Genomic DNA, 12,847 nt, shown 5'->3' with positions numbered 1-12,847 from the left:
GCACATCCCCGTGACCGAACGCATCGTCCTCGCCTACTCGGGCGGACTCGACACCTCCGTCGCCATCGGCTGGATCGCCGAAGCCACCGGAGCCGAGGTGATCGCCGTGGCGGTCGACGTCGGACAGGGCGGCGAGTCCCTCGAGACCATCCGCCAGCGCGCGCTCGGCTGCGGCGCCGTCGAGGCCTACGTGGCGGACGCCCGCGACGAGTTCGCGACCGAGTACTGCATGCCCGCGCTCAAGGCGAACGCCCTGTACATGGACGCGTATCCGCTGGTCTCCGCGGTGTCTCGTCCGGTCATCGTCAAGCACCTCGTGGCAGCCGCGCGGAAGTTCGGCGCCACCACCGTCTCCCACGGCTGCACCGGCAAGGGCAACGACCAGGTGCGCTTCGAGGTCGGCATCCAGACCCTCGGTCCGGACCTGAAGTGCATCGCCCCCGTACGGGACCTCGCACTCACCCGCGACAAGGCCATCGCCTTCGCCGAGGAGAAGGGCCTGCCCATCGAGACCACCAAGAAGAACCCCTTCTCGATCGACCAGAACGTCTGGGGCCGCGCCGTCGAGACCGGTTTCCTCGAGGACATCTGGAACGGCCCCACGAAGGACGTCTACGACTACACCGAGTCGCCCGAGTTCCCGCCCGCCGCGGACGAGGTCGTCATTTCCTTCAAGGAGGGCATCCCGGTGGCGATCGACGGCAACACCGTCACCCCGCTGCAGGCCATCGAGGAACTCAACCGCCGTGCGGGCGCCCAGGGCGTGGGGCGCATCGACATCGTCGAGGACCGCCTGGTCGGCATCAAGAGCCGCGAGATCTACGAGGCCCCCGGCGCCATGGCGCTCATCGCGGCCCACCGCGAACTGGAGAACGTCACCATCGAGCGCGAGCAGGCCCGCTTCAAGAAGACCGTGGGCCAGCGCTGGACCGAGCTGGTCTACGACGGCCAGTGGTTCTCGCCGCTGACGCGCTCGCTGAACGCGTTCATCGACGACACCCAGAAGTACGTGACGGGAGACATCCGCATGGACCTGCACGGTGGCCGCGCCACCGTGACGGGGCGCCGCTCCGACGTCGGCCTGTACGACTTCAACCTGGCCACCTACGACTCGGGGGACACCTTCGACCAGTCGATGGCCCGCGGCTTCATCGAACTCTTCGGGATGTCGTCCAAGGTGGCGTCGCGCCGGGACCAGCAGGCAGGCGCCTGATGGCGCCAGCGCACGACGGCGGGACCGCCGGACCTCTGGGGCACCGGGCGGAGCCACGAGCGCCGGGGTCCCCGGCCGAGCGAAGCGGGCGTGCGGGGCGTTCGGGGACGAACGAGGGTTCGCTCTGGGGCGGCCGGTTCGCCGGCGGTCCAGCCGACGCCCTCGCCGCGCTGAGCAAGTCGACGCACTTCGACTGGCGCCTGGCCACGTACGACATCGAGGGCTCCCGCGCCCATGCCCGCGTGCTGCACCATGCCGGACTGCTCGACGACGTGGAGCTCGCCGGGATGCTCGATGCCCTCGACCGGCTCGACGCCGACGTCCGCTCGGGCGCCTACGTCCCGGCGGAGAGCGACGAGGACGTGCACGGCTCCCTGGAGCGCGGCCTGATCGAGCGTGCCGGTCCGGCGCTCGGTGGAAAGCTGCGTGCGGGGCGCTCGCGGAACGACCAGGTGGCGACGCTCGGCCGGATGTACCTGCGCGACCATGCACGGATCATCGCGCGGGGCGTGCTCGCGACCATCACGGCGCTCGTCGACCAGGCGGAGGCGAACCTCGAGGCGCCCATGCCCGGACGCACCCACCTCCAGCACGCCCAGCCCGTCCTGCTCAGCCACCACCTGCTGGCCCACGCGTGGGCGCTGCTGCGCGACGTGCAGCGGCTCGCCGACTGGGACCGCCGCGCCGGTGTCTCGCCCTACGGGTCCGGGGCCCTCGCGGGATCCTCGCTGGGGCTCGACCCCGAAGCCGTGGCCGCCGACCTCGGGTTCTTCTCCGCCACCCACAACTCGATCGACGGCACCGCGTCGCGCGACGTCTACGCGGAATTCGCGTGGGTGTCGGCGATGATCGGCGTCGACCTGTCGCGGGTGAGCGAGGAGATCATCATCTGGGCCACGAAGGAGTTCTCCTTCGTCACGCTCGACGACGCCTTCTCCACGGGGTCGTCGATCATGCCGCAGAAGAAGAACCCCGACGTCGCCGAACTGGCGCGCGGCAAGGCCGGACGCCTCATCGGGGACCTCACGGGTCTCCTGGCCACACTGAAGGGCATGCCCCTCGCCTACAACCGGGACCTGCAGGAGGACAAGGAGCCGGTGTTCGACGCCATCGACACCCTCGAGGTCCTGCTGCCCGCCGTCTCCGGGATGATCGCGACGCTCGTGTTCAACACCGAGCGCATGGCCTCCCTCGCACCGCAGGGGTTCGCGCTGGCGACGGACATCGCCGAGTGGCTGGTCCGCCAGGGGGTGCCGTTCCGGGAGGCGCACGAACTGTCCGGTGCGGCGGTGCGCGTGGCCGAGCAGCGCGGCGTCGAACTGTGGGATCTGACGGACGAGGAGTTCGCGGGGATCTCGGACCACCTCACCCCTGCGGTCCGCGAGGTGCTGACCGTCGAGGGATCGCTGGCCAGCCGCGACGCCCAGGGCGGAACCGCGCCGGCCGCGGTCCGGCGCCAGCTGACGGCGCTGAAGGCCGAGCTCGAGGACGTGCAGCCCTACGCTGCCGGGTGACAGCCCGGTTCCGGTGTGTGCCCCGCGGGGGACACACCGGGACCGGCCATCCCTCTGACCCGCGTCCTCCTACGCCCGTCGCGAAGTGCTTTGACTCGCCCGGCCGTCCGGCGCACTGTGTGGCTATGAACACCACCACCCAGCGCGCCACCCTCCGGGAGTTCTTCCCCTACCTGCGGGGCCACGTCCGTGTCCTCGTCCTGGTCGCCGCCGTCTCCCTCGTCTCGACCGGCCTCTCGATCGCCCAGCCGCTGATGGTGCAGCAGCTCGTGAATGCCGTCTCGGCGAGCGAGCCGGCCACGGTGTTCGTCTGGTTCCTCGTGGCCATCGCGCTGGGCGGAGCGGTCTTCGGAGCGGCACAGTCCTACCTGCTGCAGCGGACCGCGGAGTCGGTGGTGCTGGGTGTGCGGCGCTCGCTCGTCGGGCAGCTCCTGGCACTGCCCATCCGGGAATTCGACCGGCGGCGCGTCGGCGACCTCATCTCCCGCGTCGGATCCGACACCACGCTGATGCGCAGCGTCATCACGTCCGGTCTCTTCGAGATCGTGTCCTCGATCCTCATGTTCTGCGCCGCCGTGGTCCTGATGGTGCTCATCGATCCGCTGCTCTTCGGTATCACCCTGACCGCCGTGCTGTTCGGCGCCGGCGGCGTCCTGTTCCTCGGGCGCCTGATCCGCACGCGCAGCCGCGCGGTGCAGGACGCCGTCGGCTCGATGACCGCCGCCGTCGAGCGCGGACTGTCCGGCATCCGCACCATCAAGGCCTCGGTCGCCGAGGAGCGCGAGGCCGCGGTCATCGACGTCGAGGCGACGAAGGCCTTCCGCGCCGGCATCGCCATGGCCCGCCTGCAGGCCGCCGTGCAGCCCATCATGTCCATCTGCATCCAGGGCGCCTTCATCGTGGTCCTCGCGGTCGGCGGCATCCGGGTTGCCGCGGGAGAGCTGCTGCTCGGGGACCTCATCGCCTTCATCCTGTACCTGTTCCTGCTCGTCATGCCCATCGGTTCGGCCATGGGCGCCTTCGTGCAGATCCAGTCGGGACTCGCGGCGCTCGACCGCATCCAGGAGATCGCCCGGCTCGAGCCCGAGCGTGCGGATGAGCAGTACCTGACCCAGGATTCAGCTGTCGGCGGTTCTGCTGCTGTCGGTTCTGCTGTCGTCGGGTCCACCGGTGCGCGGGCCGGTGGCACCATCGAGCTGCGCGACGTCAGCTTCCGCTATGCGGCGACCGAGGACGACGCCGCCGGCCCCTCCGCGAGCGGCAGTGCCGGCGGTGCGCCCGGTGCGGCGACGACCGGCGGCGCCGATCGGAGCGAGCTGCACGACGACGCCCAGCTCGTCCTCGACGGCGTGAGCTTCACGGTCCCTGCCGGGAGCCGGACCGCCCTCGTGGGCCCCTCGGGCGCCGGCAAGTCCACCGTGCTCGCCCTGCTCGAGCGGTTCTACGAGCCGGACGGTGGAGGCATCAGCCTCGACGGCGTCCCTATCCGCGACCTCGAGCGCTCCGAGCTGCGGGCGCGCATCGGCCTCGTGGAGCAGGAAGCTCCCGTACTCAGCGGCACGCTGGCGGACAACCTGCGTCTCGCAGCCCCGGACGCACCGGACACCGAGCTGCGCCGGGTGCTCGCCGCCGTCGGACTGGATGCGCTCGGTGACCGGTCCGAGGACGGGCTCGACCTGAACCTCGGCGAGGACGGCATCAGGCTGTCCGGCGGCCAGCGCCAGCGTCTCGCCTGGGCACGGACGATCCTGGCGGATCGGCCCGTCCTCCTGATGGACGAGCCGACGTCGGCCGTGGACTCGCGGACGGAGCAGCTGCTGCAGCAGACGCTGGGGGAGGCCTCACGGGACCGCACGGTCGTCGTCGTCGCGCACCGCCTGTCCACGGTCGCGGATTTCGACCAGATCGTCGTGCTGGACCAGGGGCGGGTCTCCGCGGTGGGCACCCACGAGGAGCTGCTGGCGACGAGCGAGCTGTACCGGGACATGGCGGCCCGGCAGCGCCTCGTCGCCCACGCCTGACAGTGACGCCTGACGCCCACGCCCGACGGTGACGCCTGACGGAATCGCTCAGGACCCGAGCACGGGCCCACGGCCCGACGCCGTAGCCCACGCGCCGGTGCCACCACGCGGCGAGGCCCGCCGGGCACACCTGCTCGCCGGAGCATTCGCGGCGTGGCGGTGATCAGGGGAGCGGAAGCCGTCCCGCCTCGCGGTCGAGCAGCCGCTGCTTCACGGCGAGGCCCCACCGGAATCCACCGAGGGTGCCATCCGTCCGGATGACGCGGTGGCAGGGGACGAAGAGGGCCGCCGCGTTCTTCGCGCAGGCGCCCGCGGCGGCGCGGATGGCTGCCGCGTTGCCGGCGCGCTCGGCGTACTGCAGATAGGTCACGGGCGCGCCCGGTTCCACCGTCCGCAGCACGTCCCAGGCGTGCACGCGGAACGGACCGGAGGCCTGACGCACCCGCACGGAGGTGATCGCTGCGAAGTCGCCGTCGTAGTACCGTGCCACCGCCTCGAGGATCGGGGCCGGCGCCGAGGCGGCCGGATCGAAGGCGGTGGCCCTGATCGTGGGATGGATCTGGCCCACGAGGTCCTCCGCGGTGTCCGTCCACCCCGAGGAGAGCACCGCGCCCTCGGCCTCGATGACGGTGAAGGCGCCGTCGGGGGTGTCGATGGTGGTCGTCGTCGTTCCCTGCAGCCGGAGGATGCCGGACGTCGGCGTCGGGGTCGGAGTGGGGGTGGTGCCCGTCGCGGTGGGTGCTGCAGGGGAGAGGGTGCTCATGGGGAGATCGTCCGTTCGGTGGGTGCCAACAGGGTACGTGGTGCAGCTGACGAGGTGCGGGGTGCCGCCGCTGCCCGGCCACGAGGTTCGGCAGCGACACGCCAGAGGTGGAGCGTCGCGTAGGAACGCCAGGGCCTGATCCCCAGCATCGCCTCCTCGAGGGGTGTGTCCGATCCCGCGGATGCCGCGTGCGACGCGAGGACCCGCGACCAGCCCGTGCGGACGGCGGCGTCGTCGGGCAGATGGACGTCCGGGTCGCCCAGCACGCGCATCCCGACATAGTCCGCCGTCCAGGGCCCCACGCCGTCGAGTGCCAGGAGGTCCCTGCGGAGGGCTGCCGGATCGGAGCCGACGCCGAAGGACAGTGCTCCTGTCGCGAGCTTCACGACCGCGGCCCGCAGGGCGTCGTTCCGGCGGCGTGGTCCCCGCAGCAGGGGTCCGGGGCGGTCCGCAAGGTCCTGGGCGGAGGGGAAGTACCGTGTCAGGGTCGTTCCCGGCGCGTGCACGGGCTGACCCGCCTCAGCGAGGCGCCCCAGGGCCGTCGTCGCTGCAGCGACCGTGACCTGCTGACCCGCGATCGCCCGGACCAGCGTCTCGTGGGGAGCCAGGGAGCCGGGCAGGCGCAGTCCCGGCGCCGCTGCGGCGAGGGGAGCGAAGGATCGGCTCCCTGCCAGCGCCGTGTCGATCGCCACAGGATCGGCGTCGAGGTCGAAGAGCCGCCGAATGCGCGCCAGGAGGGCGGGAAGGTCACCGAGACCGGTCACCGAGACCGTCACGGGGAGCAGGGCCCGGCCGTCCGTGCGGTGCTCGACCCGTGCTGCACGGAACCAGGCCGGTCCGGTGGGGAGCCTCAGGAGCCGCTCGTAGGTGGATCCCGTCCCGAGCTCGACGCCGACCACGGCCCGCGCGGCGAGGAAGCGGAAGATACCGTCGTCGTACGGCAGGCGGACCGGCAGTGCGAGGGACAGCCGGACCGGACCCCGGCCCGGCCCGCGGGGAGGCGGCACCTCGACCGGGAGTCCACGCGCGGCGTCACGGAGTTGCCGGGGGGTGAGGTCGAAGACCTGCTGCACGGTGTCGTTGAACTGGCGGATGCTGCCGAAACCGGAGGCGAAGGCGACGTCGGCGAAACGGAGCGCGGACGAGGTGAGGAGCGTTCGGGCTGTCTGGGCGCGGTGTGCCCGGGCGAGGGCGAGGGCTCCGGCCCCGAGCTCCGCCGTCAGGATCCGGTTGAGATGCCGTGCGGAGTAGCCGAGGTGGGCCGCCAGGCCGGATACGCCGGTGCGGTCCACTTCCCCGTCCATGATCAGGCGCATGGCACGGGCCGCTGCGTCATTCCGCAGGTTCCATCCCGGATCGCCGGGAACCGCTTCGGGGAGGCATCGCTTGCAGGCGCGGTATCCGGCGTCGTGGGCAGCTGCCGAGGTGCGGTAGAACGTCACGTTCGCGGGCTTCGGCGTCCGGGCGGGACAGGACGGACGGCAGTAGATGCCCGTGCTCGAGACAGCAGTGACGAACTGCCCGTCGAAGCGCGCATCGCGGGCATCGATCGCCCGGTACTGCTGCCAGAAGTCCATACCCGCCATCCTGACAGTCGTCACGGTCAGGAACTAGCGGGATTCGGACATGGCGGCGGCGTTCGGGATGCGGGGACTTTGCTACGGTCGATGCGTGATCGAGGAGAGCGGCACCGGCCCGGCGACGCGGGCGGAACTTGCCCGCAGTGCGCTGGACGTCGCACCCAGGCTCCTGGGCTCCCGCCTCACCCACCAGTCGGAGGAGGGCGCCGTCACCGTCCGGATCACCGAGGTGGAGGCGTACCTGGGGGACGCCGATCCCGGTTCGCATGCCTTCCGCGGGATGACCGCCCGGAACGCGACCATGTTCGGACCTGCCGGACACCTCTACGTGTACTTCACCTACGGAATGCACTACTGCGCCAACATCGTGTGCGGCACGGAGGGCTGGGCCACAGGACTCCTGCTGCGCGGGGGCGAGATCGAGGAGGGTATCGACCTCGCCCGCGAACGGCGATCCCGCCCCGCGTCGGATCTCGACCTCGCACGCGGGCCGGCACGCCTCGCCCAGGCCCTGGGACTGGACCGCCGGTTCGACGGCGCCGACGCGCTCGCGGAGCCGTTCAGCCTGGACCTGTCGCAGGAGCGTGCGGACAGGTTCGAGCGCGGCCCACGCGTCGGTGTCAGCGGCGTCGCGGGGACCGAGGAGTATCCCTGGCGATTCTGGCTGCCGGACGAGCCGACGGTCTCCCGGTTCCGCCCGGGCAGGCCGCGCGCAGCCCGTAAGGTTGATCCGTGACGATCAGCGGAGCCGGGACCGGCGGAACCAGTGCACCCGGACCGGCAGCGGACCCCGGCAGCACGCACCTCCTGGACCGTGCGGTGGCGGCCATCGACCGCCTCACCGTCGTCGTCCCCGACTTCCCGTCCCCGGGCATCCTGTTCCGCGACCTCACTCCCGTGTTCGCGGACGCGGCGGGCTTCCGCGAAGTCGTCGATGCGATCGCCGCGTCGTTCGCCGGGACCTTCGACGCCGTCGCCGGGGTCGAGGCACGCGGTTTCCTGCTGGCGGCCGCCGTCGGGTACGCGACGGGGACCGGCGTCGTCACCATCCGGAAGGCGGGCAAGCTGCCGCGAGCGGTGCACCGGGAGTCCTACGACCTCGAATACGGCCAGGCAGCGTTGGAGATCCACCGGTCGGATCTTCCTGCAGGGTCCCGCGTGCTCGTGCTCGACGACGTCCTCGCCACGGGCGGAACGCTCGTCGCGGCGTGCACGTTGCTCGACAGGGCGGGAGCAACCGTCGTCGGCTGCGGAGTGGTCCTCGAACTCGGCGGCCTCGGCGGGCGCGAGAAGCTCGCCGGACGGACCGTTCACGCACTGGAGATCGTGGCGCCCGCCCCGCGCTAGACTTGACGGTCCGCCTGTGTGATGGAAGGAAGTTCCCGATGCCCGAGACGCCCCAGGCGAGAGTCGAACTCGACGCGGAGCGCGACTACGTCGATGGCCTGTACCGCCGGCTCGATCATCTCCGGGCGGAGAAGGCCCAGCAGCTCGCCGACGTGCGGCGCACCCAGGCGGCCGGCTCCCACCAGAACCGCTCGGAGCGCGACGCCTTCGCCACCATGTACGAGGACCGTCTCGCCCAGCTGAACGCCGTCGACGACCGCCTCGTGTTCGGCCGCCTGGACCTCGACAGCGGGGACAAGCGCTACATCGGCCGCATCGGCCTGTCCGACGACGACCTCCGGCAGCTCATGGTCGACTGGCGTGCACCCGAAGCGGGGACGTTCTACCAGGCCACGGCCTTCGAGCGGATGGGCGTCCGGCGTCGTCGGCACCTCATCCTCTCGCGGCGCGACGTCGTCGCGATCGAGGACGACGTCCTGGATGCGGACCTCCTCGGCGACGACGACTCGCTGCAGGGGGAGGGAGCGCTGCTCGCCGCCCTGAACTCCCGCCGCACAGGCCAGATGTCGGACATCGTGGGCACCATCCAGGCGGAGCAGGACCGCATCATCCGCGCCCCCCTGCCGGGCGTGACCGTGGTGCAGGGCGGGCCGGGTACCGGCAAGACCGCCGTCGCGCTCCACCGTGCCGCCTATCTCCTCTACACGCACCGCGAGCGGCTGAAGTCCGCCGGCGTCCTGCTGGTCGGACCCACCGACGCCTTCATGAAGTACATCGAGCGGGTCCTTCCGTCCCTCGGTGAGACCGGGGTCGTGATGGCTGGCATCGGCACCCTCATGCCGGGTGTCCACACCGTCCAGGAGACGAGCGAGGAGGCAGCAGCCATCAAGGGCCGCCTCGACATGGCCGCGGTGATCCGTAGCGCCGTCGCGAACCGCGAGCGGGTGCCCGCCGAGAACAAGCGCCTCAACGTCGAGGGGACCATGCTGACCCTCACCCCCCGGCAGGTGGGCCGTGCGCGTGAGCGTGCCCGTGCGACCGGGAAGCCGCACAACGAGGGCCGCGTGACCTTCGTGAAGATCCTGCTCCGGGAGCTCACCGAGCAGCTGCTGGACAAGCTCGAGGAGTCCTCGGGCGGCGGCAACAACGCGGACCGCTCCTACCTCGCGGAGGATGTCCGCAGTTCCAGGGATGTCCGGATCGCCCTGAACCTTGCGTGGATGCCGCTCACGCCGCAGAAGCTCGTGTCGGAACTCTTCGCGCGGCCGGAACTGCTGCGCGCCGCGGCGCCAGGGTTGACCGACGCCGAGCGGGCCGCCCTGGCGAGGCCCGTCGATGCTCCCTGGACCGAGGCAGACGTCCCGCTGCTCGACGAGGCCGCCGAACTGCTGGGGGATCTCGATGCCTCCGCCGGACGCGACACCGCAGCCCGGGAGCAGGAGCAGAAGCGCGACCTCGCCAACGCCGAGCGTGCCCTCGAGAACGTCAACGCCTCCCTCGAGGACTCCGGCGTGGACGGGGTCCTGACGGCGGAGGACCTCGCGCAGCACAACGCGGTGTCCGCGACGCGCCTGTCCGCCGCCGATCGCGCCTCCACCGACCGCACCTGGGCGTACGGGCACATCGTCGTCGACGAGGCACAGGAGCTGTCCCCGATGCAGTGGCGCCTGCTCATGCGCCGATGCCCGCTGAAGTCCTTCACGATCGTCGGTGACATCGCCCAGACCAGCTCCGCCGCCGGTTCGCGCTCCTGGCAGCAGGCGCTCGAACCGTTCGTCGGGGAGCGGTGGCAGCTGGAGGAGCTGACGGTCAACTACCGGACACCCTCCCAGATCGCCGAAGCCGCCGTGCGGATGGCCAACGCCGCCGGACTGGTGGTCTCGGCGCCGAAGGCCGTGCGTGAGGGCAGGTTCCCCCCGGTGCTCGACACGGTTCCCGAGGTGCTGCCCGCACTGGTGCGGGCCATGCCCGAGGAGCTCGCGGCGATCGACGGCGGCCTCCTGGCGGTCATCGCCCCCGAGGCCCTGGTACCCGACGTCCGCGCTGCGCTCACTCCCGGCTACGCGGATCGGGTGGGGACCGGCGCGGGTGGGCCCGGCCAGGACATCGTGGTCATCAGTCCCCGCGAATCGAAGGGCCTGGAGTTCGACGGCGTGGTCATCCTCGAGCCGCAGGAGATGCTCGACTCCGCCGGCGCGAGGGTGGGGGACCTGTACGTCGCGATGACGAGGCCCACGCAGCGCCTGCGCGTCATCTCCTCCGGCCGAATTCCCGCTGGTATGGCCGACTGATAATTTGGTGGGGTGTCCCAGCAAACAGACTCCCCGGTCAGTGGCCTCGCAGGCCAGCGCAACGATCCGTCCTTCGACGGCGTGTACGACGAGCTCGTCTGGCGGGGCCTGATCCATGTCTCCACGGACGAAGGCGAACTGAAGGAGCTGCTGGCCGGTCCGCCCATCACGTTCTACTGCGGGTTCGATCCCACGGCGCCCAGCCTGCACCTGGGCAACCTCGTCCAGTTGCTCACGATGCGCCGTCTGCAGCTGGCGGGGCACCGTCCCCTGGGCCTGGTCGGGGGATCCACGGGCCTCGTCGGTGACCCCCGGCCGACGGCGGAACGGACGATGAATACCAAGGAGACCGTCTCCGAGTGGGTCGGCTACCTTCAGGGGCAGGTGCAGCGCTTCCTCGACTTCGAGGGTGACAACGCCGCGCGGATGGTCAACAACCTGGACTGGACCGGGCCGATGTCCGTCATCGATTTCCTCCGCGACGTCGGGAAGTACTTCCGCGTCGGCACCATGATCAAGAAGGAGACGGTCGCCAAGCGACTGAACTCCGACGAGGGCATCAGCTACAGCGAGTTCAGCTACCAGATCCTGCAGGGCATGGACTACCTCCAGCTCTTCCGCGACTACGACTGCGTGCTGCAGACGGGTGGATCGGACCAGTGGGGCAATCTGACGAGCGGCACCGAGCTGGTCCGCAAGGTCGAGGGGAGAGGCGTGCATGCGATCGGCACGCCACTGATCACGAACTCGGACGGCACCAAGTTCGGGAAGAGCGAGGGGAACGCCATCTGGCTGGATCCCACGATGACCAGCCCGTACGCCATGTTCCAGTTCTGGCTGAACACCTCCGACGCCGATGTCGCGGAGCGGATCAGGATCTTCACGTTCCGCTCGCGTGCCGAGATCGAGGAGCTGGAGCGCGCGACGGCGGAGCGGCCGCATGCCCGGGAGGCGCAGCGGGCGCTGGCCTACGATGTCACGTCGCTGGTGCACGGCGTCGAGGCCACCGACAAGGTCATCGCGGCCTCGGCAGCCCTGTTCGGTCAGGGCGACCTCGCGTCGCTGGACCTCCCCACCCTGCAGGCCGCGACAGCAGAGCTCGAGTCGGTCACGGTCGGACGCGACGGCCTCGGCATCATCGAACTCCTCGTCGCCTCCGGGCTGTCGGCCAGCAATTCCGCTGCGCGCCGCACGGTCGCGGAGGGCGGCGCGTACGTCAACAACCAGAAGATCTCGGATGTGGATCATGTGGTGGGGGAGGAGCACCTACTCCACGGGCGCTACCTGCTCCTGCGCCGGGGCAAGCGCAACCTGGCGATGGTCGACGCGGGCTGACGCCCCACCGGCCAGGATGATCGGGCCGCGTCCGGCCGGACCCGCCGCACGTGGCACCGGCCGGCGGCGACGAGTAGGGCCGACACCTCCCCGTGGGGAAGGTGCCGGCCTTCTTCGTCCGTGACGCCCGCCTTGTCCTTGCACTGTCCGCCGTCGTGTCGTCGGGCTTGTCGTCGGGTAGGTCGGGTAGGTCGGGCTCGTCCGGTAGTCGGACTCGTCTGGTTCGTCGGGTTCGTCTGGTTCGTCCGTTCGTCGGGCTTGCCGGGCTTGCCGGACTCGTCGTGCTTGTCACGGCTGCGCTGTGTGGGCCGTACTGCCCGTCGTTGCAGCAGGGCGCTTTCGCGACCCTGCTCCGGCGACCCAGCTCGATGCCCACCTCCCCTTGCAGAGTAGATACCGGCTCCGACGAGGTCGCTCGGTGCTTGCGTGCTTGCGTGCTTCGGCACCGGCGGCCGGCGCGAGCTGCGGCGAGTCAGCTCCGTGCCCACCTATCCCGACCGAGACTGCCCAGATCCGTGCCCGCCCGACGTGGCACTGCGCGGGCCGATGCGAGTCAGCTCGGTGCCCGCGTATCCCGACCGAGACTGCTCAGGTCTGTGCCCGCCTGACGTGGCTCTGCGCGGGCCGATGCGGGCGAGGACGAGTCGGCTCCGCGCCAACCAGCACGTGCTCCGGTGGGACTGTGCGGTCTGCTGAAGCAGTCCGCACAGGGTCGGCCCGGTTGCCCTGCACCGGGTGGTTGATTCGGGGCCTGGGGTTTGGGGGTGTGGGTGGATTTGGTGG

The 12,847-nt window shown here is 70.9% G+C and carries 9 protein-coding genes; 7 read left to right on the top strand and 2 right to left on the bottom strand.

Annotated elements, in window-relative coordinates:
- The first annotated feature begins 10 nt into the window (after positions 1 to 10).
- The 3 genes from ACTIMO_RS10630 (at position 11) to ACTIMO_RS10620 (ending at position 4,748) form a co-directional block, all read left to right on the top strand.
- Positions 11 to 1,213 (top strand): argininosuccinate synthase, encoded by a 1,203-nt coding sequence (locus tag ACTIMO_RS10630; protein ID WP_191932010.1) that lies wholly within the window; start codon positions 11 to 13, stop codon positions 1,211 to 1,213.
- Positions 1,213 to 2,727: an argininosuccinate lyase gene (gene argH, locus ACTIMO_RS10625; protein WP_448182396.1), complete on the top strand. Its 1,515-nt coding sequence runs from the start codon at positions 1,213 to 1,215 to the stop codon at positions 2,725 to 2,727. The genes ACTIMO_RS10630 and argH overlap by 1 nt, the downstream gene beginning before the upstream one ends.
- A gap of 125 nt (positions 2,728 to 2,852) precedes the next feature.
- Positions 2,853 to 4,748 carry an ABC transporter ATP-binding protein gene (locus ACTIMO_RS10620; protein ID WP_448182395.1) on the top strand — a complete coding sequence of 632 codons (1,896 nt, stop codon included), beginning with the start codon at positions 2,853 to 2,855 and terminating at the stop codon, positions 4,746 to 4,748.
- 163 nt (positions 4,749 to 4,911) lie between these two features.
- Here the strand turns inward: ACTIMO_RS10620 and ACTIMO_RS10615 are convergent, their stop codons facing one another.
- Both ACTIMO_RS10615 and ACTIMO_RS10610 read right to left on the bottom strand, forming a co-directional pair.
- Positions 4,912 to 5,511: a methylated-DNA--[protein]-cysteine S-methyltransferase gene (locus ACTIMO_RS10615; protein ID WP_448182394.1), complete on the bottom strand. Its 600-nt coding sequence runs from the start codon at positions 5,509 to 5,511 to the stop codon at positions 4,912 to 4,914.
- Positions 5,508 to 7,088: a DNA-3-methyladenine glycosylase 2 family protein gene (locus ACTIMO_RS10610; protein WP_448182486.1), complete on the bottom strand. Its 1,581-nt coding sequence runs from the start codon at positions 7,086 to 7,088 to the stop codon at positions 5,508 to 5,510. Before ACTIMO_RS10610 ends, ACTIMO_RS10615 begins: the two co-directional genes overlap by 4 nt.
- A 97-nt stretch (positions 7,089 to 7,185) precedes the next feature.
- Between ACTIMO_RS10610 and ACTIMO_RS10605 the strand changes: the two genes are divergently transcribed.
- The 4 genes from ACTIMO_RS10605 (at position 7,186) to tyrS (ending at position 12,064) form a co-directional block, all read left to right on the top strand.
- Positions 7,186 to 7,827, top strand: a complete 642-nt coding sequence (locus tag ACTIMO_RS10605) for a DNA-3-methyladenine glycosylase (RefSeq protein WP_448182485.1) — start codon at positions 7,186 to 7,188, stop codon at positions 7,825 to 7,827.
- A 71-nt stretch (positions 7,828 to 7,898) separates the two neighbouring features.
- On the top strand, positions 7,899 to 8,438 hold the full coding sequence (locus ACTIMO_RS10600; RefSeq protein WP_448182484.1) for an adenine phosphoribosyltransferase: 540 nt from the start codon (positions 7,899 to 7,901) through the stop codon (positions 8,436 to 8,438).
- Positions 8,439 to 8,476: 38 nt separating this feature from the next.
- Complete coding sequence (locus ACTIMO_RS10595) at positions 8,477 to 10,729, top strand: HelD family protein (RefSeq protein WP_448182393.1); 2,253 nt, start codon at positions 8,477 to 8,479, stop codon at positions 10,727 to 10,729.
- Positions 10,730 to 10,741: 12 nt separating this feature from the next.
- Positions 10,742 to 12,064: a tyrosine--tRNA ligase gene (gene tyrS / locus ACTIMO_RS10590; protein ID WP_448182392.1), complete on the top strand. Its 1,323-nt coding sequence runs from the start codon at positions 10,742 to 10,744 to the stop codon at positions 12,062 to 12,064.
- Positions 12,065 to 12,847 lie beyond the last annotated feature (783 nt).

The sequence above is a fragment of the Arthrobacter sp. CP30 genome (assembly GCF_053470025.1).
This window is presented reverse-complemented; position numbering and strand designations above follow the sequence as displayed.

Bases quoted from the DNA above. Each gene is read 5' to 3' on its own strand.
- ACTIMO_RS10620 (WP_448182395.1), top strand. From the start codon at position 2,853: ATGAACACCACCACCCAGCGCGCCACCCTCCGGGAGTTCTTCCCCTAC.
- ACTIMO_RS10610 (WP_448182486.1), bottom strand. From the start codon at position 7,088: ATGGACTTCTGGCAGCAGTACCGGGCGATCGATGCCCGCGATGCGCGC.
- argH (WP_448182396.1), top strand. From the start codon at position 1,213: ATGGCGCCAGCGCACGACGGCGGGACCGCCGGACCTCTGGGGCACCGG.
- ACTIMO_RS10595 (WP_448182393.1), top strand. From the start codon at position 8,477: ATGCCCGAGACGCCCCAGGCGAGAGTCGAACTCGACGCGGAGCGCGAC.
- ACTIMO_RS10615 (WP_448182394.1), bottom strand. From the start codon at position 5,511: ATGAGCACCCTCTCCCCTGCAGCACCCACCGCGACGGGCACCACCCCC.